This window comes from Enterobacter sp. SORGH_AS_0287 (genome assembly GCF_031453695.1).
Classification (GTDB): Bacteria; Pseudomonadota; Gammaproteobacteria; order Enterobacterales; family Enterobacteriaceae; genus Enterobacter; species Enterobacter ludwigii.
Genome location: NZ_JAVIZW010000001.1, coordinates 1373293 through 1395299 on the forward strand (window position 1 = coordinate 1373293; position 22007 = coordinate 1395299).

Annotated in this window: 20 protein-coding genes and 1 pseudogene; 8 read left to right on the plus strand and 13 right to left on the minus strand. The window is 55.2% G+C overall.

All coding sequences use genetic code 11. The features are described 5' to 3' along the window. The 4 genes from paaD to paaA are packed head-to-tail and all read right to left on the minus strand — an operon-like array spanning nt 1 to nt 2496. Complete coding sequence (gene paaD / locus QE396_RS06475) at nt 1-498, minus strand: 1,2-phenylacetyl-CoA epoxidase subunit PaaD (protein WP_020884244.1); 498 nt, start codon at nt 496-498, stop codon at nt 1-3. A 14-nt stretch (nt 499-512) separates the two neighbouring features. Then, nucleotides 513-1259 (minus strand): 1,2-phenylacetyl-CoA epoxidase subunit PaaC, encoded by a 747-nt coding sequence (gene paaC, locus QE396_RS06480; RefSeq protein WP_020884245.1) that lies wholly within the window; start codon nt 1257-1259, stop codon nt 513-515. Nucleotides 1260-1267: 8 nt separating this feature from the next. Further along, on the minus strand, nt 1268-1555 hold the full coding sequence (gene paaB / locus QE396_RS06485; protein ID WP_003857353.1) for a 1,2-phenylacetyl-CoA epoxidase subunit PaaB: 288 nt from the start codon (nt 1553-1555) through the stop codon (nt 1268-1270). An 11-nt stretch (nt 1556-1566) separates the two neighbouring features. Continuing rightward, on the minus strand, nt 1567-2496 hold the full coding sequence (paaA, locus tag QE396_RS06490) for a 1,2-phenylacetyl-CoA epoxidase subunit PaaA (RefSeq protein WP_014169925.1): 930 nt from the start codon (nt 2494-2496) through the stop codon (nt 1567-1569). A 284-nt stretch (nt 2497-2780) separates the two neighbouring features. On the opposite strand from paaA, the gene paaZ reads away from it, so the two are divergent. The 3 genes from paaZ (at nt 2781) to QE396_RS06505 (ending at nt 8630) form a co-directional block, all read left to right on the plus strand. After that, nucleotides 2781-4820, plus strand: a complete 2040-nt coding sequence (gene paaZ, locus QE396_RS06495; RefSeq protein ID WP_020884246.1) for a phenylacetic acid degradation bifunctional protein PaaZ — start codon at nt 2781-2783, stop codon at nt 4818-4820. Nucleotides 4821-4985: 165 nt separating this feature from the next. Beyond that, nucleotides 4986-7262: a primary-amine oxidase gene (gene tynA / locus QE396_RS06500; protein WP_020884247.1), complete on the plus strand. Its 2277-nt coding sequence runs from the start codon at nt 4986-4988 to the stop codon at nt 7260-7262. A gap of 261 nt (nt 7263-7523) precedes the next feature. Beyond that, nucleotides 7524-8630 carry a GGDEF domain-containing protein gene (locus QE396_RS06505; protein ID WP_020884248.1) on the plus strand — a complete coding sequence of 369 codons (1107 nt, stop codon included), beginning with the start codon at nt 7524-7526 and terminating at the stop codon, nt 8628-8630. A gap of 41 nt (nt 8631-8671) precedes the next feature. Here the strand turns inward: QE396_RS06505 and QE396_RS06510 are convergent, their stop codons facing one another. Further along, nucleotides 8672-10171, minus strand: coding sequence for an aldehyde dehydrogenase family protein (locus QE396_RS06510; RefSeq protein WP_014169921.1), 1500 nt, complete (start codon nt 10169-10171; stop codon nt 8672-8674). A 241-nt stretch (nt 10172-10412) separates the two neighbouring features. Between QE396_RS06510 and feaR the strand changes: the two genes are divergently transcribed. Next, nucleotides 10413-11321: a transcriptional regulator FeaR gene (feaR, locus tag QE396_RS06515; RefSeq protein ID WP_014169920.1), complete on the plus strand. Its 909-nt coding sequence runs from the start codon at nt 10413-10415 to the stop codon at nt 11319-11321. On the opposite strand, the gene QE396_RS06520 is transcribed toward feaR, so the two are convergent. The 4 genes from QE396_RS06520 to QE396_RS06535 all read right to left on the minus strand — a co-directional run bounded on the left by QE396_RS06520 (nt 11322) and on the right by QE396_RS06535 (nt 15015). After that, nucleotides 11322-11639: a YdbL family protein gene (locus QE396_RS06520; protein WP_014169919.1), complete on the minus strand. Its 318-nt coding sequence runs from the start codon at nt 11637-11639 to the stop codon at nt 11322-11324. It lies immediately after the preceding gene. A gap of 7 nt (nt 11640-11646) precedes the next feature. Beyond that, a complete protein-coding gene (locus QE396_RS06525; protein WP_014169918.1) occupies nt 11647-11838 on the minus strand; it encodes a YnbE family lipoprotein in 192 nt (63 codons plus the stop codon). Next, on the minus strand, nt 11835-14474 hold the full coding sequence (locus QE396_RS06530) for a YdbH family protein (RefSeq protein WP_032678077.1): 2640 nt from the start codon (nt 14472-14474) through the stop codon (nt 11835-11837). The genes QE396_RS06525 and QE396_RS06530 overlap by 4 nt, the downstream gene beginning before the upstream one ends. Before the next feature lie 217 nt (nt 14475-14691). Continuing rightward, nucleotides 14692-15015, minus strand: coding sequence for a hypothetical protein (locus tag QE396_RS06535; RefSeq protein WP_020884249.1), 324 nt, complete (start codon nt 15013-15015; stop codon nt 14692-14694). Between the two features lie 252 nt (nt 15016-15267). Between QE396_RS06535 and QE396_RS06540 the strand changes: the two genes are divergently transcribed. Then, complete coding sequence (locus tag QE396_RS06540; RefSeq protein WP_014169916.1) at nt 15268-16257, plus strand: 2-hydroxyacid dehydrogenase; 990 nt, start codon at nt 15268-15270, stop codon at nt 16255-16257. Nucleotides 16258-16295: 38 nt separating this feature from the next. Here the strand turns inward: QE396_RS06540 and QE396_RS06545 are convergent, their stop codons facing one another. Then, on the minus strand, nt 16296-17492 hold the full coding sequence (locus QE396_RS06545) for an MFS transporter (protein ID WP_020884250.1): 1197 nt from the start codon (nt 17490-17492) through the stop codon (nt 16296-16298). Nucleotides 17493-17711: 219 nt separating this feature from the next. Between QE396_RS06545 and QE396_RS06550 the strand changes: the two genes are divergently transcribed. The 3 genes from QE396_RS06550 to iraP all read left to right on the plus strand — a co-directional run bounded on the left by QE396_RS06550 (nt 17712) and on the right by iraP (nt 19748). Continuing rightward, nucleotides 17712-18320, plus strand: coding sequence for a TetR/AcrR family transcriptional regulator (locus QE396_RS06550; protein ID WP_238159451.1), 609 nt, complete (start codon nt 17712-17714; stop codon nt 18318-18320). Between the two features lie 51 nt (nt 18321-18371). Beyond that, on the plus strand, nt 18372-19277 hold the full coding sequence (locus tag QE396_RS06555; RefSeq protein ID WP_309950428.1) for an alpha/beta hydrolase: 906 nt from the start codon (nt 18372-18374) through the stop codon (nt 19275-19277). A 135-nt stretch (nt 19278-19412) separates the two neighbouring features. Further along, complete coding sequence (gene iraP / locus QE396_RS06560; RefSeq protein WP_014169912.1) at nt 19413-19748, plus strand: anti-adapter protein IraP; 336 nt, start codon at nt 19413-19415, stop codon at nt 19746-19748. Nucleotides 19749-19836: 88 nt separating this feature from the next. Here iraP and asd read toward each other — a convergent pair whose 3' ends face one another. The 3 genes and pseudogenes from asd to QE396_RS06575 form a co-directional block, all read right to left on the minus strand. Further along, nucleotides 19837-20955, minus strand: coding sequence for an aspartate-semialdehyde dehydrogenase (gene asd / locus QE396_RS06565; protein ID WP_181240643.1), 1119 nt, complete (start codon nt 20953-20955; stop codon nt 19837-19839). 234 nt (nt 20956-21189) lie between these two features. Further along, a pseudogene (locus QE396_RS06570) lies at nt 21190-21384 on the minus strand (M3 family metallopeptidase); the annotation flags it as partial. A gap of 37 nt (nt 21385-21421) precedes the next feature. After that, entirely contained in the window at nt 21422-21874 is a 453-nt protein-coding gene (locus QE396_RS06575) for a cyclophilin-like fold protein (RefSeq protein WP_309950432.1), read from the minus strand. Between the last annotated feature and the right edge of the window lie 133 nt (nt 21875-22007).

Consider the following 22007-nt stretch of genomic DNA (forward strand, 5'->3'; position numbering starts at 1 on the left):
TCAAATACATTTGAAATAGTCGAAAGGCTCACGGCAGTCGTTGCAGCGATAAAGCGCTTTGCAGGCCGTCGAACCAAATTCACTGATAAGCGAGGTATGTGTGCTGGCACAGCGTGGGCAACTCACCTCGGCCGGAGCATGCGCGTGGCAGCTGTGGCCCACCGGTGGGCTGATGCCATATGCGCGCAGGCGTTCGCGCGCATCCGCTGTCATCCAGTCGGTGGTCCAGGCCGGTTCGAGCTGCAGCACAATATGCACTGGCGTAAAGCCGTGCGCGGTCATCGCTTCGCGAATCGCGCCAAGCAAATGTTCCGTCGCCGGGCAGCCTGAATAGGTTGGCGTAAAGCCAATAACCCAGCCTTCGCCCTGCGCCGATACGCTACGCACCATGCCTAAATCGGTGATGGTTAACACCGGCACTTCCGGGTCCGGGATCTGGCTTAACAGCGACCAGATTTGAGGGATCTCCGCGGGTGCAATCCCGGCAAAACGCTGCATCTTCACCTCCGTACTTACCACTGCTGACCCGGATGGGCACGCTGGAGATACTGCATTTCTGCGAGCATTGGGCCGAGATGTTCGGTATGCAGCCCGCGCTTGCCCCCCGTGCGATACGCCACTTCCGACGGCACGCTCAGGGTGGCCTCCTGCAAACCGGAAAACACTTCCTGCTCCCACGGCTGACGAAGCTCGCGCGGATCAACCGCGACGCCGGAGGCAATCAACGCCAGCTCGACGTCATCGGCTTCAAACAGCTCGGCCGTAAACCGCCACAGGGTGTCGACCGCCTGCTGCATACGCTGTGAAGATGTTTCCGTTCCGTCCCCCAGACGCACCAGCCAGCCACGACTGAAGCGCAGGTGGTAGCGCGCCTCTTTGATGGCTTTCGCGGCGATGGCGGCAAGCTGGCTGTCGCTGCTGTGGGTCAGGCGTTCATACAGCGCTACGTTCCAGGCATCCATAAAGTACTGGCGCGCGAGCGTGTCGGCGAAACTGCCGTTAGGCTGTTCCACCAGCAACACGTTGTGAAACTGGCGCTCATCACGCCCAAACGCCAGGGTGTCTTCATCGCCCTGACCTTCCAGCGCTGCGGCATAGGTCAGGAAATTGCGCGCCTGCCCCAGCAAGTCGAGGCCGATGTTGGCGAGCGCGAGATCGATTTCCAGCTCCGGCGCGTGACCACACCAGGCGCCCAGACGCTGGGAGAGCACCAGACCGTTGTCGCCCAGACGCAGGGCATATGCGGATAATGTTTTCATCCCTGACCTCACATGTGCTCGATGCCATCAGGGATGGTGTAAAACGTAGGATGGCGGTAAACCTTACTTTCCGCCGGGTCGAAGAACTCGCCGCTCTCTTCCGGTTGAGAGGCGACAATCTCGCTCGCCTTCACCACCCAGATAGAGCAGCCTTCACTGCGACGGGTATAGGCATCACGCGCATTTTCCAGCGCCATGCGATCGTCGGCGGCATGAAGACTTCCCACATGACGGTGGGACAACCCTTGTTTGCTGCGTACGAACACTTCGTACAGCGGCCAGTAGACATTGCTCATCGTGTTTCCTCTTAAGCCACTTTGCGGGCGTGTTGTTTTTCCGCGTGCGCCAGTGCGGCTTCACGCACCCACGCCCCGTCTTCCCAGGCTTTACGTTTGGCAGCCAGACGTTCGTGGTTACAGATACCGCGCCCGTTAATGACCTCATCAAACTCGTGCCAGTCGATCTCGCCAAAGCGGTAGTGACCGCTCTCTTCGTCAAAACGCAGGTCAGGATCCGGGACCGTCATGCCCAGCATTTCTACCTGCGGAACCGTGTTGTCGACAAAACGCTGGCGAAGTTCGTCATTGCCGAAGCGTTTGATTTTCCAGGCGAGGCTGCGGGCGCTGTTCGGCGAGTTGTCATCGTTTGGGCCGAACATCATCAGAGCGGGCCACCAGAAGCGGTTAATGGCGTCCTGCAGCATCTGGCGTTGGGCGTCACTCCCCTGCGCAAGCGCCATACAGGCTTCAAAGCCCTGACGCTGGTGGAAACTCTCTTCTTTACAGATTTTCACCATCGCGCGGGCATAGGGGCCATATGAGGTACGGCACAGCGCCACCTGGTTGACAATCGCCGCGCCGTCCACCAGCCAGCCGATCACCCCGATATCCGCCCAGCTCAGGGTCGGGTAGTTGAAGATGGAGGAGTATTTCATCTTGCCGTCGAGCATCTTCTGGTAGATGTCTTCCCGCGCGCAGCCCAGCGTCTCGGCCGCGCTGTAGAGGTACAAACCGTGCCCGGCTTCGTCCTGCACTTTCGCCAGCAGGATCGCTTTGCGGCGCAGCGTCGGCGCGCGGGTGATCCAGTTTCCTTCCGGCAACATGCCGACAATTTCGGAGTGCGCGTGCTGACCAATCTGGCGGATCAACGTCTTACGATAGGCATCAGGCATCCAGTCCTGAGGCTCAATCGCCGTCTCCTGCGCTATGCGCTGCTCAAAGCGTTGTTCTTGCGTCACGTCATCACCTTTATGATTCGATTATTTACCACTTAAAGTGAAATGCTGAATCACTTCATTTCTTAAAAGTTACACAAAGGTTAAATATAACCCCAAGAAATGTTTCCCCATTTTGTGATGGTGCTCGCAAGGCTTTTTGCACAAGGCCTGCACAACAGGGCTTCCGGCCTTCCACTTCATTACACTGGATCACAATGTTAACAATTCATTAAAACTCAGCTTGCTTTTTATGATTCATGATTAAACTATTGATAGTGAAATTACGTAACACTTGGAGATAAGCGATGCAGCAGTTAGCCAGCTTCTTGTCCGGTGCCTGGCAGTCTGGCCGGGGCCGCGAACGTACTATCCATCACGCCATCAGTGGCGAAGCGCTGTGGTCCGTGACCAGCGAAGGGCTGGACATGGCGGATGCACGTCGCTATGCGATCGCGCGTGGCGGCGAAGCCCTGCGCGCCATGACCTTTATCGACCGTGCCGCCATGCTGAAGGCGGTGGCGAAACATCTGCTTAGTGAGAAAGAGACGTTCTATGCCCTGTCTGCCCAGACCGGGGCGACCCGAGCGGACAGCTGGGTGGATATTGAGGGTGGGATCGGGACGCTGTTCACCTATGCCAGCCTGGGGAGCCGCGAGCTGCCTGATGACACACTCTGGCCGGAAGATGAGCTGATCCCGTTGTCGAAGGAAGGCGGCTTTGCTGCGCGTCACGTACTGACGTCAAAATCGGGCGTGGCGGTCCATATCAACGCCTTTAATTTCCCGTGCTGGGGAATGCTGGAAAAACTGGCGCCCACCTGGCTTGCGGGGATGCCTGCCATTATCAAACCCGCCACCGCCACCGCGCAGGTCGCGCAGGCGATGGTGAAAGCGATTGTGGAGAGCGGTCTGGTGCCGGACGGCGCTATCAGCCTTGTCTGCGGCGGCGCGGGCGATCTGCTGAATCATCTCGACAGCCAGGATGTGGTGACCTTTACCGGCTCCGCCAGCACCGGCCAGAGCCTGCGCATTCACCCGAATATCGTGGCGAATTCCATTCCCTTTACCATGGAAGCCGACTCACTCAACTGCTGCGTTCTGGGTGAGGATGTGACGCCGGAACAGCCAGAATTCGCGCTGTTTATTCGCGAAGTGGTACGCGAAATGACCGCCAAGGCAGGGCAAAAATGTACCGCCATCCGCCGTATAATTGTGCCTCAGGATCGGATGGATGCCGTCAGTCAGGCGCTGATCGCACGGCTGCAAAACGTGGTCGTCGGCGACCCGGCAGAGGACGGGGTGAAGATGGGCGCGCTGGTGAACGGCGAGCAACGCGCGGACGTGCAGGAGAAAGTCGATCTGTTAATTGCGGCGGGTTGCCAGGTCAGACTCGGCGGAAAAGCCGATCTGCAGGCTGCGGGGGCATTCTTCCCGCCGACGCTGCTTTTCTGCCCACAGCCAGATGAAACCCCCGCCGTGCATTGCACCGAAGCCTTCGGGCCGGTCGCCACGCTGATGCCCTCCCGCAATTCAGACCACGCGATGCAGCTGGCACGGGCGGGTGGCGGGAGTCTGGCCGGTACGCTGGTCACCGCCGACCCGGCTATCGCCCGCCAGTTTATTGCCGGCGCGGCGCGGGCGCACGGACGAATTCAGATCCTTAACGCCGAATCCGCCAGGGAGTCCACCGGACACGGCTCTCCGCTGCCGCAGCTGGTGCACGGCGGTCCTGGCCGCGCAGGTGGCGGTGAAGAGCTGGGAGGACTGCGTGCGGTGAAGCACTATCTGCAGCGCACCGCCATTCAGGGCAGCCCGACCATGCTTGCCACCATCGGCAAACAGTGGGTACGGGGTGCTGCGGTTCATGAAGATCGCGTTCATCCGTTCCGGAAATACTTTGAAGAACTGCAGCCGGGCGACAGCCTGATGACCCCGCGCCGCACCCTGACGGAAGCCGATATCGTTAACTTTGCCTGCCTGAGCGGCGATCACTTCTACGCCCATATGGACAAAATCGGCGCGGCAGAATCCATCTTTGGCGAACGGGTGGTACACGGTTACTTCCTGATCTCTGCCGCGGCGGGTCTGTTTGTCGATGCCGGCGTCGGGCCGGTGATTGCCAACTACGGCATGGAAAACCTGCGCTTTATCGAACCGGTTAAGCCGGGCGATACCATTCAGGTGCGCCTCACCTGTAAACGTAAAACGCTGAAGAAACAACGGACCGCCGATGAGAAGCCAACCGGCGTGGTCGAATGGGCCGTTGAGATCTTTAACCAGCACCAGCAGGCGGTCGCGCTCTACTCCATCCTGACGCTGGTGGCGCGCCAGCACGGCGACTTCTGACACGTTCCTCTCTCGCACGTTGACCGGGGTGTGATATCGCCCCGGTCTTTTTTTAACCTGGCAAGACCAACAAATAACCTGGCAGATGCAGGCAAACGCTTTTCTCGGGCGCCTGTCAGGATAAGGCTGTCACAACACAATAAACACAACAAGATGAGGTCTACGATGGGAAGCAATTCTTCTTTTTCTGCCCGTAGAACGGCACTGGCTATGGCCGTTGCGCTGTGTTGCGCCTGGCAATCACCTGTTTTCGCACACGGCAGTGAGGCGCATATGGTCCCGATGGACAAAACGCTGCAGGCGTTTGGCGCCGATGTGCAGTGGGATGATTACGCACAGATGTTCACCATTGCGAAGGACGGGGCATATGTAAAGGTCAAGCCCGGCGCGAAAACCGCTATTGTGAACGGCAAAACCCTCACGCTGCAGGTGCCGGTGGTCATGAAAGGTAAAAAAGCGTTCATCCCCGAGACCTTCATCAACGACGTTTTCCAGTCGGGTCTCGACCAGACCTTCCAGGTTGAAAAACGCCCTCACCCGTTAAACGCGCTAACGGCTGACGAAATTAAGCAAGCCGTAGAGATTGTGAAAGGCTCTGCGGATTTTAAACCGAACACCCGCTTTACCCAGATAGCCCTGGCCGAACCCGAGAAAGCCAAAGTGTGGGACTTTGTGCTCAACGGCACGGCGGTGGACTCTCCCCGCCAGGCGAACATCACCATGCTGGACGGGAAACACGTTATTGAAAGTCTGGTGGACCTGAAGGATAAAAAGATCCTGCGCTGGGACGCCATTAAAGATGCCCACGGCATGGTGCTGCTGGATGATTTTGCGACCGTTCAGCAGATCATCAACGAGAGTGCAGAGTTTGCCGAGGTTCTGAAAAAGCGCGGCATTACCGATACGAAGAAAGTGATCACCACGCCACTGACCGTCGGCTATTTCGACGGCAAAGATGGCCTGAAACAGGAAGACCGGCTGCTGAAAGTGGTGAGCTATCTGGACGTGGGCGACGGCAACTACTGGGCGCACCCGATTGAGAACCTGGTGGCAGTGGTCGACCTTGAGCAGAAGAAGATCCAGAAGATTGAAGAAGGTGCCGTTGTGCCGGTGCCGATGACGCCGCGTCCGTATGATGGACGTGATCGCATTAACACGCCGAAAAAGCCGCTCGACATCATTGAGCCGGAAGGCAAAAACTACACCATTACCGGCGATATGATTCACTGGCAGAACTGGGATTTCCATCTGAGTCTGGATTCCCGCGTGGGCCCAATGATTTCTACCGTCACCTACAATGACAACGGCAAAAAACGCCAGATTATGTATCAGGGCTCCCTGGGCGGGATGATCGTTCCTTACGGTGACCCTGACGTGGGCTGGTACTTCAAAGCCTATCTGGATTCCGGCGATTACGGCATGGGCACCCTGACCTCTCCGCTGGTGCGCGGCAAAGACGTGCCGTCCAACGCCGTGATGCTCAATGAAACCATTGCCGATTATACCGGTGCGCCGATGGAGATCCCCCGCGCCATCGCCATTTTTGAACGCTACGCAGGACCGGAATATAAACACCAGGAGATGGGTCAGCCTAACGTCAGTACCGAGCGGCGCGAGCTGGTGGTTCGCTGGGTGAGCACCGTTGGCAACTACGACTACATTTTCGACTGGGTATTCCACGAAAATGGCACCATCGGGATTGATGCCGGTGCAACGGGGATTGAGGCGGTGAAAGGCGTACAGGCGAAAACGATGCATGACCCTACAGCCAAAGACGATACCCGATACGGCACATTAATTGATCACAACATCGTCGGGACCACCCACCAGCACATCTATAACTTCCGTCTCGATATGGATGTGGATGGCATCAACAACACGCTGGTGGCAATGGATCCACAGGTGAAACCGAACACCGCCGGCGGCCCGCGAACCAGCACCATGCAGATCAATCAGTACGCTATTGATACCGAGCAGCAGGCGGCGCAGAAATTTGACCCGGGCACCATTCGTCTGCTGAGCAACACCAGCAAAGAGAACCGCATGGGGAACCCAATTTCGTATCAGATAATCCCTTACGCCGGGGGGACGCACCCGGTGGCGACCGGCGCGAAGTTCGCCCCGGACGAGTGGATCTATCACCGCCTGAGCTTTATGGATAAACAGCTGTGGGTGACGCGTTACCATCCGGATGAGATGTACCCGGAGGGCAAATTCCCAAACCGCTCAACCCACGATACGGGGCTTGGCAAATACAGCAAAGATAACGAGTCGCTAAACGATCAGGATGACGTCGTCTGGATGACCACCGGCACAACCCACGTCGCGCGCGCCGAAGAGTGGCCAATCATGCCAACGGAATGGGTGCATACCCTGCTCAAACCGTGGAACTTCTTCGACGAAACGCCGACACTCGGCAGGAAAAAAGACGAACAAAAATAAAAACAGACCGGGCGTAATGCCCGGTTTTTTATTTGCTGACTGTCTCGTCCTGCTTATCGTTATCTTACTCCAGCCATTCTTTAACACCTTCTGCTGACTAGTCTTAAGTTCCGTCGTGACAGCGCCCAACGCGATGCCATACTTGGCTGTATGGGTTAGCTCTTATGGTTTAATATTGTGACACCGTAACGGCGATATGTTCGGACGGTTCCTCCGCCCGTTCCTGTCTCACTTGCTCCCAGAAAAGGATAAAGAGCATTTATGGAAAAAAGAAAAAAAACGACGCCAGAGCGGGCTGCCTGGCCGACGCGTCAGGCGATGGTCATGCACGGGCTGGCGATGAACCTGCCGTGGCTGGCATTCGTCAACATCAGCTTCGCCGTGATGATCCTGCTGCGCCACGTCTCGCTTAAGCCCGACGACCCCCTCTACCTCCGGTCGCTGCCTCTGCTGAAGTTTATCGATGCCTCGATGTTCGGCATTATTATTCTGTCAGCTGCGTTAATCATCATGGCCTGGCGACGTATTGCCGGCATCAGCGTGGTGCTCTTTTTCTGTAGCGTCATCTGGTCGATATCCTGTTTCTGGTTTATCACCGATCTGTTGCTGCCCCACGTCTGGCCCCTGTGTGCGATTTTGTTACTCGCCGGGTTGACGGCGCTCTACTTTTACCCCCGTGGGTTACTCGCCTTCGTGATCCCGCTCTGGGTCACGCTACCGGTCGCAAGCTGGGTACTCAATGATGGTGTCAACCTTCACTTTGCCGCCGTCTGGACCGTCTTTACGCTGATTTTGCTCTGCGGGCGTTTCATCCTGATAAGCTGGTTTGATGAGGCCTGGCGACGTAACCAGCAAAACCAGCTGTTGATTTCGCGGCTGGAAGCGCTGGCGCATCAGGATCCGTTAACCCAGACCGCCAACCGTCGCAAGATGGAAGTGGTGCTGGAGAATGCCGTTGAGCAGAAAAAAGCCTTCTCGCTGATTATGCTGGATATAGATTATTTCAAACTTTACAACGACACCTATGGTCATCAGGCCGGTGACGAATGTTTGACCCGCGTGGCGCAGGTGCTCCGGCAGTCGGTGCGAACACCTGACGATGTCGTGTCTCGCTACGGCGGTGAAGAGTTTGTGGTGATCCTCTTTGATTGCCCGGAAAACACAGCCGAAAAAGTTGCCATGCGTATTCAGGACGGCCTGCGCGCGGAAGCGATAGCGCACGATGCCTCAAAAGTCAGCGATCGCGTCACCGTAAGCATGGGCATTGCAGGAATGGCAGAGGGTCTGGCGGGGACGGAGATTATTGCCCGCGCCGATGAGGCGCTGTACCGGGCGAAAGCGGCCGGACGGGACCGCTGGTCACGATAGCCGTGTCGGGTGGCCGTTGCGCCAGCCCGACAGGCTTTGTTTTAATACCGTACACATACCGATTTGGTTTCACACCAGCCATCCAGCCAGTCCGGGCCGAAATCGCGCCCGGTGCCGGACTGCTTCATGCCGCCAAACGGCAGGTTGGCGTCGATCAGCGTATGGCTGTTCACCCAGACGGTCCCCGCCTGAAGCCGGTCGGTGTATTCCAGCGCCTTGCTGATATTTTGCGTCCAGACGCTGGCCGTCAGCCCGTATTCGGTGTCGTTGGCCAGCGCCAGCGCTTCTTCGCCATCCGCGACGCGCACCAGGTTGACCACCGGGCCGAACACTTCTTCGCGGGTGAGTCGCAGCGCGGCATCCGGGTTCACCACAAGCGTCGGCGACACGTAATAACCTTTGCCATCCGGCCCCCGGTTACCGGTGATCAACTCCGCATTGCGCGATTTTGCCTCGTCGAGGAAGGTCTGCACTTTATCGCAGTGCGCGCGGGAGACCAGCGGGTTGATGAACGCCTCCGGCGACATGCCCGGCCCGACGCTCAGGGATTTCACCGCCTGCTCAAACCCGCTGACCAGCGTGTCAAACAGCGGCGCTTCAATATAGATACGGGAGCTCGCCGCACAAACCTGCCCCTGGTTCAGGAAGCTGCCGGTCATCAGGCCTTCAATTACCCAGGCCGGGTCAGCATCTTTCAGTACGATAGCCGGGTTTTTACCCCCCAGCTCCAGCGTCACCCCCGTGAGCGTATCCGCCGCCGCGCGGGCAATTTGCTTGCCTGTCGCCGTTGAGCCAGTAAAGCTTACTTTAGCAATATGCGGATGTGAGGTCAGCGCGGCACCGCACACCGCACCGCTTCCCGTGACCACATTAAACACCCCGTCGGGGATGCCCGCTTCACTTGCCAGTTCCGCCACGCGCAGCATGGTGAGCGGCGTGGTTTCTGAAGGCTTAATGACAATGGAACACCCCGCCGCCAGCGCAGGCATGACTTTCCACATCCCGATCATCAGCGGGAAGTTCCACGGCACAATCCCGGCCACCACGCCAACCGGCTCTTTGCGCGTCCACGCCTGATAGCGGGCCCCCTGCGGTAAGGGGATGGAGAGGTCGAGGGTTTTACCGGCAATTTTCGTGGTAAGCCCTGCGGTATAGCGCATCCAGTTCAGGGTGCAGCCCACTTCAAAGGCGCGGGAGATATGAATGGATTTCCCCTGCTCCAGCGTCTCAAGCTGGGCCAGCTCTTCGCTGTGCTGTTCAACCAGATCGGCGAAATGCAGCAGGATACGCTCACGCTCTGCCGGTAATTTTCCGGCCCAGCTACGGGCAACAAACGCACGCCAGCCGGACATCACGGCGCGGTCGACATCATCAACGCTGGCATCGGCGGTGGAGGCGATGACATCGCCCGTTGCCGGATTATAGACATTGAGCCGCTTTTCACTGTCCGACGCGGCCTGACGCCCTTCAATCCACAGGCCATGATGTCGGTCTAAAAACTGCTGTACGGCAGGCTGAACGGCTACCTGAGATTCAGACATAGGGTACTCCTTCGTTTTTATTCGCAGGGTGTTAATGCAGTCTAAGAGGGGTTTTGGATTCTCGCTTTTGTCTCTGTGACATTCGCTTTGCCACCTGTGACAGGCTCCGCAAATCGTGATAATTCCGTCTTATAACGCTGTTACCGGTGAGTGTTCTTTCCTATAGTCAGCCTCATAGCTCTGACAAAATGCAACACAAATGCAACAATGCAAAAACATTGACGGTGCAGCGAGATAAGCGATGGCGTGTGCAAGCGAAGAGGAACAGTATCAACAGTGGCTGGCTCAAATTAACCAGGTCTGCGGGCGTTTTAATGCGCGTCCGCTGGAGGGGGAATTCGTCGGCGAGCTGGAAACCAGCTATGCCCGTAGCCTGAAGTTAAGCACCGTAACCGCAGGTGGCGTTAACCTGTTCCGCTCCCGCCATGAGATTAACGACAGTAACGATGCCTGGTTCTACACCGTATTTCAGCTGGAGGGCAGCGCGGAGATTGAACAGGACGACCGCCGCGCGGTGCTGAAGACCGGCGATATCACGCTGCTTGATGCTTCCCGCCCGTGCTCCATTGCCTGGCATGAAAAATCCCGCCAGATTTCGCTGCTGGTTCCGCGCCAGATTATTGAGCAACAGTGTCGTTTTCAGGAAGTAAGCTGCGCGCTCACCCTTTCGCGCACGCTGCCCACCGTTCAGTTAAGCCACCACCTGCTGATGGAAAGTATGGGGAATGCCGATCTGAGTGACCGGGAGAGTGAAGCGGCGCTGGAAGCGATGATCTGTCTGCTTCGGCCCGCGTTCCAGCAGCGCGACGTGGCTCAGCCACGTAAAGAACGCCTGTTCCGCAATGTGCTGTCATTGATTGACGATCATATTCAGTCTGAATCACTGCGACCGGAATGGATTGCCGCACAGAGCGGGATGTCGGTGCGAAGCCTCTACCGCATGTTTGCTGATAAGGGGCTGGTGGTCGCCCAGTACATTAAAAACCGCCGTCTCGACCTGTGCGCACAAGTGTTGCGCTCCGCCAGCGATGATGAAAAGCTGGCGGGCATTGGCTACAGCTGGGGCTTTTCCGACCATAGCCATTTTTCAACCGCCTTTAAGCAGCGTTTTGGCGTCTCGCCTGGCGAATATCGTAAGCGCTTTCGCTAACTACTTCTTCAGCCATTTCCCGTTGATGCCTTTCACGTACTCGCCCGGCTGGGCGCGGGCAACCAGCTTTTGCCCTGCCATTTTCGCCACTTCGTCCACCGGCAGATTGTTGCTGTCAGCCAGCTTCTGATAGCTTTCCGTGCGCGCGGCGTTAATGCGATTGACCAGCGCCAGGGTTTCCGCATCCTGTTTGATTGGCGCAAGATAACCGCTCAGGGTTTCCCCCACGCGCCCCTGCGTCCGGGCGTCATTTAAGGTCAGCGTTGCCGCCTGCACGTTCATGCCGAGCGCCAGTAACATCAGAGCTAATCGTTTCATGGCATCCTCAGAACAGATCGCTGCGTGATTTCAGCAGGGTTTCAACGTCTTTATCGACCTTGATGTGGATCTCATGTTCGATTTTGACATTCATATTGATGGTAATCGGCTCCTTCGGCGCGGCGACTTCAATGCGCGGCGTACAGCCGGTCAGTAGCGCGGCAACGGCAACGGTGAGCACACCAGCCATCTTTTTCATTGTTGTTCCTCACTTTCCTTGCCAGTCGAACTGCGGATACCAGGTATTGCCGCGTGTTGCTCAAACCAGGTTTGCAGGTTGTCTCCAAAACGCAGGCTGCGCCAGAGGGTAAAGACATTCTCTTCATGGGTATAGTTCAGATTAACGTAGCTGCTTTTACCCTCTACCCGGCTGGTTCCCTTAAGGGTCGCCTGCATGGTTAATTCACCCAGATTATCTAAATTGATTCTTGTCCACGAGCGAGAAATTTCCATATAGCGCAGCCAGTTAATTGCGGCTCCCGCCACCATATTATCTTTTACGATGGCGTCCGCCGTGTCTTTATCGATACGCAGCGTCATCGGGCCGGGGTTGGTCAGCCAGCCATCTTTGATGATCCATTTTTCATTGTCCAGCCAGAACGGCAGCGCCCCGCTCACCGGGCCAGACATCGCAAACTGCTTAGGATTAACGGCACTGATCAGCTCGCTGGAGGATATATTGTCTACCCGCAGCAGCGCCGGATCGTGTTGCGGCATCCTCAACTGCTGCATGGTGATTTTTCCACCGAGGGTTTCCACCTTCACATTGGTGAGCAGAAGCGGGTTCGCCTCACTCCAGGGGTAGTCACCCTGCAGGTCCGCCGTGATATTCCGCGCGGTCACCAGGTTTACCACCTCGCCAATCCGTAAGGTTACCGGGCCGCGCGTTCCCAGCGACCAGGTGCCCTCACTAAACCGGAACGGCAGGACAAAGTCGACGCCGTTGATCTGGTTGTCTGGCATCCAGGCGCTACCGGCTTTCAGTACGCCGTGACCGCCCGCCTCAAAGCCCTGACCCGCGGCCGCCGAGAAGGCCACCTGCGCATACAGTTCGCCGTCACGCAGCGTCATTTTCCAGTCTGGCGGGATCAACGGCTGGAACACGGTGAGCGATTGTTTCGGCCACCAGGCCTGCCCGCGAAGGCGTTCCCCGTCCCAGCGTCCGTTCACCTGTACCGGTCCGATAGCATCGGCATGCAGATCGCCCTTGAACTGGAACAGTGTCGGGTCTGTTCCGTCTACGCTGAAGGTCAGCACCGACGGCGGCAATACGCTGCCGCCGCTGAAACGGGTTTGCCCGGCATTCAGCGACAGCGCTCCGCTGAACGTCGGCTTGTCAGGATCGCGATACCAGCGCACCGGGTTATCCAGCACCAGACGGGGTTTACTGACCTCCATGGCACCGTACTTGAGCTGGTCGAAACCGGTTGAAAGCGCGGTCAGCTCAATAAGTTTGTCGCGCCATTCGCCTTTTCCGGCAACATCCCAGCGCGCATTCATTGGGGTGAAGCCCCCTTTGCCCCAGTAGCGCCACTGCCACAGGCCGTTGTCGGGTAAAAAGTCACTGGCCTGGCCATCCAGATGCAGTTCAAAATCACCCATCTCGTTCTCGTGCGCCCGCAAAATGGCCTGCAGGCGTCCATCGACACCTTTTTGGGTCAGCCTGACGCCCGCCAGCGGCCAGCGAATTTCATCAATATCCAGTGAATCGATAATGCGACCACGTGAGCGCAGCAGCGCGCCCGGCTCAAAGGAGAGCTGCGGTTCATACAGGCTTCCGGTCAGTTTTGCCGGCAGTCTGGCATAGAGCACCAGGTCGTTATGTTTCGCCTCGCCGCTCAGATGAAGCGGCATGTCGCTTTGTTCCATGCTGAGCCTGCCCGGTCCGATATTCAGCACCGCGTTGCCCTTCCCCGCATCCCCTTGAGTGAGCACATTCAGACGCCCGGTCAGGGTCGCTTTCTCAAGCCCCGCCTGCCAGTTATCGACACGAAGGCCAACCCGCCCGCTCAGCGGCATGCCGGAAAGGTTCCAGTTCCAGCGTCCGTCACTGATATTCAGCTGTTCCGCGGTTATTTGCCACGGCAGATCGAGCAGCGGATCGGGGTTATCCCGCGCCATGACCACCAGTTGCCCCTGATTGGCTTCCCAGTCGAGATCGGCATCGACCAGCGAGGTTAACTGTGGCACGTTAAAGGTCGCAACCGCATGGCCTTTAACCGGCACGCCGTCCGGCACCAGCGGCAGGGTGAATTGTCCCACCAGTTTTATCGGCTGTGGCTGGTCGGGAAGTTGTACATCAAACTGGGTGACAGAGAGGGTCTGACCGCGGAGCATCCCTTTAATACTGACCTGCTCACCTTTGTAGGCAATCTCCTGACGCGCGGGCGTCAGCGACGCCTGAAGTTCTCCCTGCCACTGCTGCCAGGGCGAGAGCGTCAGACGATGGACAGTAAGCCAGGTATTCGGTAACACCGCCTGCCACTGCGCCAGCGTTTTGGGCGCGACCGTGGACGGTGCGGACTGGGGAATTTTATTGAGGCAAACGGAGTTCAGTTCGAGCGCGCCGACATCCAGTTTCCAGCGGCTGGGGTGCGACAGGGTCGCGTTATCGACTCGGGCAATTTCGCAGTCATCCACAAGATAGCGAAGATCGGGGATGATCAGGGCATGACGCGTGAGTCTGGGACTTTGTTCAAAGGCGATGCGTGTCCCGACAGGAAGCCAGATCCCGGCAAGGGTTGGTACCCACTGGGCAAGGGTCATCAGCAGCGTCAGCGGCACCAGAATGAACAGCAGTAAGAGCGCAATTGCGGCTTTGTATGTACCCCTCATGGGCAGTTAATATCCTGATTTAGCGAAAGAATTAAGCCGACAGTGCCGATCATTGTCGCATGTTTAGCCAGTCAGTTGAAGAGAATGCCAAATTTAAGGATAGATGCTCTGACCGTATGCGCTAAAAATTTTATTATACTTAACGTCAATAAGTCATCTTAAATTCAATGGGTTAGGCTGTATTTCAAGACGACCTTCAGCGTTGTAGCGTCAAAAGTTAGAATTTGTTGCGCGGCATTGCCAGCAGGTAAACCATCGCAAAAACCAGGGAACCCCAGTACACGGAGTCATACCGATAAGGATCAAAATCTATGTGCAAAAATCCATTCACAAACTCATGACCATTCGCAAAAATGTTTATCTGTACGGCAGCGACTGCAATCACTAGCAATGTATAAGCAATGAAGAGAGGGTATTTGCGGAGTCGGTTGATTTTTATCTTCCCCAGATACAGGAGGACAAAAATTGCAATAGATACAATAAAATAGCAAAAAGCGGGCCACATAGGTGGGTTTAGGGATAACTCAAGTTGTGGTGACATAATCAATTCTCTTTAGCAATCTGGTACATCTGCCATCCTGTAACGCTTCCACTTCGCCCACCTTCTGACACCTCCGCCCCAGGGTGCATCAAATCTATACTTAAGCAGGGGTGTAGATTGAATATCATAGAGTTAACGGGTAAAGATGCTCTAAAATAATTGATAGAACTTATTGAATTCAATAATATTTCAGAAATTGTAAGATAATTTTAATCATGCTAACGTGAATGCAAAATCACTGGAGAAAGTCTTATGAAACTCGCGGTATATAGCACAAAGCAGTACGACAAAAAGTATCTGCAACATGTTAACGAGGCTTACGGGTTTGAGCTTGAATTTTTCGACTTTCTGCTGTCCGAAAAAACCGCCAAAACGGCGCACGGCTGTGAAGGCGTTTGCATTTTTGTGAATGATGATGGCAGCCGTCCGGTGCTGGAAGAGTTGAAAAAACAGGGCGTGAAATATATCGCCCTGCGCTGCGCTGGCTTCAACAACGTGGATCTTGATGCCGCAAAAGAGCTGGGGCTGAAGGTGGTCCGCGTCCCGGCATATTCTCCGGAAGCGGTCGCGGAACATGCCATCGGTATGATGATGTCGCTGAACCGTCGTATTCACCGTGCTTATCAACGTACCCGTGACGCCAACTTCTCTCTGGAAGGGCTGACCGGCTTTACCATGTACGGTAAAACCGCGGGCGTTATCGGTACCGGTAAGATTGGCGTTGCCGCCCTGCGCATTCTGAAAGGGTTTGGTATGCGTCTGCTGGCGTTTGATCCGTACCCAAGCGCTGCCGCGCTGGATCTGGGCGTGGAATATGTCGACCTGCCGACGCTGTTTTCACAGTCTGACGTTATCTCCCTGCACTGCCCGCTGACGCCGGAAAACTACCACCTGCTCAACCAGGCGGCGTTTGACCAGATGAAAGATGGCGTGATGATCATCAACACCAGCCGCGGCGGGTTGATTGATTCCCAGGCCGCTATTGAAGCGCTGAAAACTCAGAAGATTGGCGCGCTGGGGATGGACGTGTATGAAAATGAGCGCGATCTGTTCTTTGAAGACAAATCTAATGACGTGATCCAGGACGACGTATTCCGCCGTCTGTCTGCCTGCCATAACGTCCTGTTCACCGGACACCAGGCGTTTCTGACTGCCGAAGCGCTGATCAGCATTTCAGAAACCACGCTGGGGAACTTGCAGCAGCTGGAAAAGGGTGAAGAGTGCCCTAACGCTATCGTGTAAATCTATATGCCGGGTGCGGCTCTGCCCTGCCCGGCCAGCTACGCCCGGTCTGGTTTCCAGCTCCGGTGAGCAAAGCGCCACCAGAGCAGGACAGCCAGCAGCGCAATGGCGCTGAGCACGCTAAAGGCCGTCGCAAAAGAGTAATGACCGGCAATCGTGCCGGTTAACGCCGGGCTCATTGCTGCCCCGACACCCTGCATCAGCATTACCACGCTCTGCCCGGCATTCACGTGCCCACTCCCGCGCAACAGCACCACGATAAACGACGGCACGACAACGCCCAGGATCCCCGCGGCCAGACCATCAAGAATTTGTACCGGGATCATCATCAACGGGGCGTCTGTGGAGGCTGCCAGCGCCGCCCGAACGGGCATGATCAGCAGGGCCAGCATGATGAAACGCCAGTAACCGTAGCGCTCAATTCGACCTGCCACCCCAATGGCGACGGGGATCATCACCGCCTGAGAAATGATGACGGTGGCCGCTGCAAATAATCCGGGATTGATGGTTGCCGGTGCCGCAGCAACCCTCATGCTCAGCATCGGCAGCAGTGCGGCATTGGCCAGATGGAACAGCAGCAGCGTCAGCCCGGTTATCAACAGCGCCCGGTTTTTAATCAGCACCGCGACGCCGGGGACCGGTTGACGGTCTAAAGAGGTCAGCCCCCGCGCCGCATCGTTGTCGATATCTGTATGACGAATGACCAGCAGCGCACACAACGTCAGAAGCGTCGTACAGGTCATCAGCAGGAAAATGCCCCCGACGCCCCAGAACCAGGCAATACCGCCCGCAATCACCGCCGTCAGGAAATTGCCGGCGTGGTTGAACGCCTCGTTCTTCCCCATCTGCGCGCTAAACCCGCTCGGGCCCGTCAGACCCAGCGTAATACCTGCAATCAGTGGCCCCACAAACGCCGCGCAGATACCGGTGATAATTTGCGAGACGGCGACGACGCCGCTCTGCTGACTAAACCAGAGCAGCAGCGTACTCAGCGTAATGGCGATACAAAGCAGTGCCAGAACCGAACGCTTATTGCGGGAGGTATCCGTAATAAATCCCGCCGGCAGCGTTGCCAGTAATCCCGCCAGCCCCCCGGCGGTCATCAGGATGCCGATATCATCCGGGGTCCAGTGACGTTCCGTCAGGAAGATGCCGAGAAAGGGCCCGAGGCCATCGCGAACATCAGCAATGAAAAAACTTGTCAGGCACAACGCCCGCAGTGAACGAAGAGACATACTTCCTGCCTTTTGCATATTGGCTGGCTCTGTTAGCGACGGCCTGTACGTTCGACGCCCTGTTAAAATCACGATGCAGTATACCGGAGCGTGTTGAAGCTAAAATGACCTCTCCACTCTTCTGCCGCGGCAAACTCTTTTTATAGAACTTCACGCTTTCCAGATACGCCCATTTATGGGAGTATTTAGGAATCGATTGTTTCCTAAATGATGAGCACAATGTCTGAGAAGCTACAGAACGCACGCGAGCGCGGACGTCCGCGGCAGTTTGATCTCGATGCGGCCCTGGATCTGGCGATGCCGGTATTCAGAGAAAAGGGTTACCACAGCGCGTCGATAAGTGACCTGAGCGACGCGATGCAGCTCACTGCGGGCAGTATTTATAAAGCCTTTCACGATAAACGTGGCCTGTTTCTGCAGGTATTCGCACGTTATACCTCCCTGCGCAATCAATCGTTGCGCGAGCGTCTGGCGCAACAACCTGATGGCCGGGCCAAAATAGCCGAGCTGCTGAACTTTTATCTTGAATCGGCCAGCGCTGTCGAAGGGCGCCGCGGTTGCCTGGTGGTCGGTAGCACCCTTGAACTCAGCCAGTTTGACGGCGAAATTGCCGGGCTGGTGCAGAGCGCGCTTGCGCGAAATCAGCACGCGATCCTCCAGCTGATCGAACAGGGTATGCAGGACGGTTCAGTTAATTCACGTCACGACGCACAGGCGTTGAGCGGCGTTCTGCTGTGCCTGGTCCTGGGCATGCGTGTGGCGGGCAAAGCCGGAGAATTACCGGCACGCGAACGGCTGGTAGAGACGGTGATGGCGCTACTCGCCTAAAAAATTTATCCATAAAGGAAATGATCATTTCCTAAATAGCTGGAGGTAGTCATGTCTGAGAATTCAATCCCCCTTCCGTGGTCGCAGCCTGTCGCGGGCTTGCCCGGTTTTGCGCACTATTACTCAACGGTCGATGGGGTTCGTCTGCACTATGTCAGAGGCGGACAGACGCAAGGTGAAACAATCGTGCTGCTTGCAGGCTTCCCGCAAAGCGGGTTTGCCTGGCATAAGGTGATGGCTCTTTTAGCCGATCGTTACGATATCATCGCACTCGACCTCCCGGGCCAGGGCGACTCCGATAAGCCACAGTCTGGCTACGATACCCTTACGCTTGCCAGTTCGGTTTTTGGGCGGGTGCAGGCACTCGGGATCACAAGACATTACCTGGCCGCCCACGATGTAGGTGCATGGGTTGCCTGGCCGTATGCCCTTCGTTATGAACAGCAGGTAATCAAGCTGGCTCTGCTTGATGCCGGTATCCCGGGTATTACTTTGCCGGACGCCCTGCCCGCGACGCCAGAAAAAGCCTGGAAAACCTGGCACTTCGCGTTTCATCTTCTCCCCGACCTGCCGGAAGCCTTAATTAGCGGGCGTGAAGAGATTTACCTCGAATGGTTCCTGCGGCGAAAAACCGCCAGTCCGATGGCCTTTAGCGATGCGGATATCGCCCGATATGTCCGCCAGATGCAGCAAAACGGCGCGCTGCGTGCCGGGCTGGCCCCTTACAGAGAAGCGGCGGTCTCCGCTGTTCAGAACCGGACGCTGGCTGAAACGCAAAAACTTCGGGTGCCGCTGCTGGCCGTCAGTGCCGATCAGGGTTCGATTGCCGATATGGCTGCCCCGCTTCGCCAGTTTGCAGAGACGGTGAGTGGCATTACGCTTGCTCATTGCGGTCATTTCATTCCGGATGAACAACCTCAGGCCCTGAGTGAGGCCCTGGCAAACTTCTTCCGTTAACAGGAAGCGCACGGTGTTGATCACTGCTGGCACCGTGCCCTGCTTCATCAACAAAGACAATTGCTGTCGCCATAAAATAAACCTCGCTCAAAATTTATTAAGGAGTTAATCTCGCAAAGAAAATAAGGGGGCATTATGAAAAACTTGATACTCAGTGTTATCGCAAAAATTTCCAAAATGGACGCTGAAGCTAAAGAGCTGGCGGCCAAAGTAGAAGCACAGTCTTTGTTGATAGGCGCGTTGTTACTGACCATTGGTAAAAATGGCGGTATGAACGAAATGCTCGAGAATGTCAGAAAAGCGATCAACGCGGCACTTGAAGCAGCAGATACGCCGCTCAAATCCGACGCTGAAATGTTACTGAACGAATTCAATAACCTGATTTTATTAACCCAGTTATTAGAAACTAATGACTCAGAGATAAGTATCGAATCGTTAAAGGAAGCCCCAGGCGAAACGGCCTCAGATTGAAACCCATTCCTTGAGGCTGGAGTTAAGTCTCCAGCTTCTCGTTAAACCCTCGCCTTACGCGCAGCGCGCCCGAACCGTGTGAGCGTGATTAGACTTTGCCAGACAGAATATTCAACATCCGTCGCAAGGGTTCCGCAGCGCCCCACAACAGCTGATCGCCGACCGTCAGAACCGAGTATATAGGGTCATTGTTAAGCGACATTTTCTTGTAACGGCCAATACCCACCTGCAGCGAACCGCTAATGTTAGCGGGAGTCAATTTACTGACACTGTCATCCTTATTATTGGGCACATAGTTAACCCATGGATGGGAATGCGTCACAAGCTCTGCAAATTCTTCTTCGCTGACTTCACGCTTGAGCTTCAGGGTTATTGCAGCACTATGGCAACGGATCACACCGACCCGAATACACAAGCCATTTACTGCAATCGTCCCCGGAGAAAGACCAAGGATTTTGTTCGTTTCTGCCTCACCCTTCCATTCTTCTCTGCTATTACCATCCCCTAAATCGCTGTCAATCCATGGAATAATACTGCCCATTAAAGGCGCGCCGAAATTCTGGATGGGCATGTTAGCACTGTTAATTAATTCACTCACTTTATTGACTAAAGGAAGCACTGAACCTGAGGATTCCAGCTCATCAGAAGATAAATGTTTACTGATATAAGCGCTTTGAGCAATTAATTCCCGGACATATTTAGCACCCGCTCCGGATGCAGACTGATAGGTCATCACACTCATCCATTCTATCAGGTCAGCTTTAATTAAGCCTGACAGTCCCATAAGACTCAGCGTAATGGAACAGTTGCCCCCAACAAAAAGTTTAATTCCCTCTTTGATGGCACGATCGATATTTGTGCGGTTGACCGGGTCGAGAATAATGCAGGCTTTTTCATCCATCCGTAGCGCTGAGGCCGCATCAATCCAGTAGCCTTGCCAGCCATGGCTAATCAACGCCGGATAAATTGCTTTGGTATAATCCCCGCCCTGACAGGTTATGATGATATCCATTTCGGCCAGGGCGCTAATAGAATTAGCATCTTTGAGTGTGTGGTTGACGCCACCAATGACGGGACCAGCGGCACCTGCACTGGAAGTACTGTAAAAATGCGCGGAAATATTGTCGAAGTCGTTCTCTTCGACCATTCTTTGTAACAAAACAGAGCCCACCATTCCTCGCCAACCAACAATACCAACCTGCTTCATTTGCTTAACCTTAATGACGTTATGAGAATGTTAATTTTTCAAAACATGTTATATCTCATCCCACATTAATGGTCATTACGAATTGCATCACATTCGGCCATTATTAAAATGTTTCATACGGCATCAGCAATATTTATACCTTTTACACGGCATAAATAATTAAAATTGTGGGTAAGACATAATCAAACAAAAACCGGGCCTCACGCCCGGTTTTGTAACTGATCTGAATCAGCGCTACGCACTCAACCCGCGATTCTCCAGCATCGGTTCAATCCTCGGATCGCGGCCGCGCCAGTTCCGGTAAAGTTCAGATCAATCACTACTGCGCCCGCGCGACAGAATCACCTCGTGGAATGTCTGTCCGTTTTCGCGGGTCAAACCACCCTGCTCGACAAGCCACTGATAGCCATCGTCTGCCAGCATTTGCGTCTATAGGTAATCCAGATTCAGTGTTTGATAATACAGGTCAACCTTTTTTATCTGTGGTAAACGTTGCTATTACTTCTTTTTCATCTGCAATTTTACCAAGATTTTCTGACGCTATTATTCTGCCAACGGGTGTGTATCCGTAGTTTGTCTGAAAGGTCTCATAAAAAAGTACCAGGGTACGATGGCCATATAACATGAGATCGCCCTGATTAATGGTTCCAGGTTTGACCTGGCGGGTCGGTAAGGGACGGGGCAGATCAGCAAATTTCTCGTTCCCGTTAAGTTCCTCCATCGTTAGAGTCAGGGGAAGCTGTTCAATAAATGCCTTAGCGGCTGGATTATTCTTAAGTCCAACGTAAAAAGTTTGCTGATTGATAGTCATTTTAATGGTCACGGCTTCTTCCTTGTCTGGCTGTAAAGAATTACTGGCACGAACCTGGAATAAAAAGCTCGTGATGATAATAAATAACAGGAATAATATTTTTTTCATCCAGATTCTCTCCCGCAAATGTGCTACACCTTTCAGGTGCAGCATCAATGATTATTTTAGATAAGCTTTTACAAAGAGGTCAATTTATCAAATGGGTTCAGAACCGTATGCTTATCTCCGGACTCCTCTCTTA

Excerpts from the sequence above, each read along its gene's own strand:
- tynA (WP_020884247.1), top strand. The coding sequence starts at position 4,986 with ATGGGAAGCAATTCTTCTTTTTCTGCCCGTAGAACGGCACTGGCTATG.
- QE396_RS06530 (WP_032678077.1), bottom strand. The coding sequence starts at position 14,474 with ATGAGGGGTACATACAAAGCCGCAATTGCGCTCTTACTGCTGTTCATT.
- feaR (WP_014169920.1), top strand. The coding sequence starts at position 10,413 with ATGGCGTGTGCAAGCGAAGAGGAACAGTATCAACAGTGGCTGGCTCAA.
- paaD (WP_020884244.1), bottom strand. The coding sequence starts at position 498 with ATGCAGCGTTTTGCCGGGATTGCACCCGCGGAGATCCCTCAAATCTGG.
- QE396_RS06555 (WP_309950428.1), top strand. The coding sequence starts at position 18,372 with ATGTCTGAGAATTCAATCCCCCTTCCGTGGTCGCAGCCTGTCGCGGGC.
- QE396_RS06540 (WP_014169916.1), top strand. The coding sequence starts at position 15,268 with ATGAAACTCGCGGTATATAGCACAAAGCAGTACGACAAAAAGTATCTG.
- asd (WP_181240643.1), bottom strand. The coding sequence starts at position 20,955 with ATGAAGCAGGTTGGTATTGTTGGTTGGCGAGGAATGGTGGGCTCTGTT.
- iraP (WP_014169912.1), top strand. The coding sequence starts at position 19,413 with ATGAAAAACTTGATACTCAGTGTTATCGCAAAAATTTCCAAAATGGAC.
- paaC (WP_020884245.1), bottom strand. The coding sequence starts at position 1,259 with ATGAAAACATTATCCGCATATGCCCTGCGTCTGGGCGACAACGGTCTG.
- QE396_RS06545 (WP_020884250.1), bottom strand. The coding sequence starts at position 17,492 with ATGTCTCTTCGTTCACTGCGGGCGTTGTGCCTGACAAGTTTTTTCATT.
- QE396_RS06550 (WP_238159451.1), top strand. The coding sequence starts at position 17,712 with ATGTCTGAGAAGCTACAGAACGCACGCGAGCGCGGACGTCCGCGGCAG.
- QE396_RS06505 (WP_020884248.1), top strand. The coding sequence starts at position 7,524 with ATGGAAAAAAGAAAAAAAACGACGCCAGAGCGGGCTGCCTGGCCGACG.
- QE396_RS06535 (WP_020884249.1), bottom strand. The coding sequence starts at position 15,015 with ATGTCACCACAACTTGAGTTATCCCTAAACCCACCTATGTGGCCCGCT.
- QE396_RS06575 (WP_309950432.1), bottom strand. The coding sequence starts at position 21,874 with ATGAAAAAAATATTATTCCTGTTATTTATTATCATCACGAGCTTTTTA.
- QE396_RS06520 (WP_014169919.1), bottom strand. The coding sequence starts at position 11,639 with ATGAAACGATTAGCTCTGATGTTACTGGCGCTCGGCATGAACGTGCAG.
- QE396_RS06510 (WP_014169921.1), bottom strand. The coding sequence starts at position 10,171 with ATGTCTGAATCTCAGGTAGCCGTTCAGCCTGCCGTACAGCAGTTTTTA.
- paaZ (WP_020884246.1), top strand. The coding sequence starts at position 2,781 with ATGCAGCAGTTAGCCAGCTTCTTGTCCGGTGCCTGGCAGTCTGGCCGG.
- paaB (WP_003857353.1), bottom strand. The coding sequence starts at position 1,555 with ATGAGCAATGTCTACTGGCCGCTGTACGAAGTGTTCGTACGCAGCAAA.
- QE396_RS06525 (WP_014169918.1), bottom strand. The coding sequence starts at position 11,838 with ATGAAAAAGATGGCTGGTGTGCTCACCGTTGCCGTTGCCGCGCTACTG.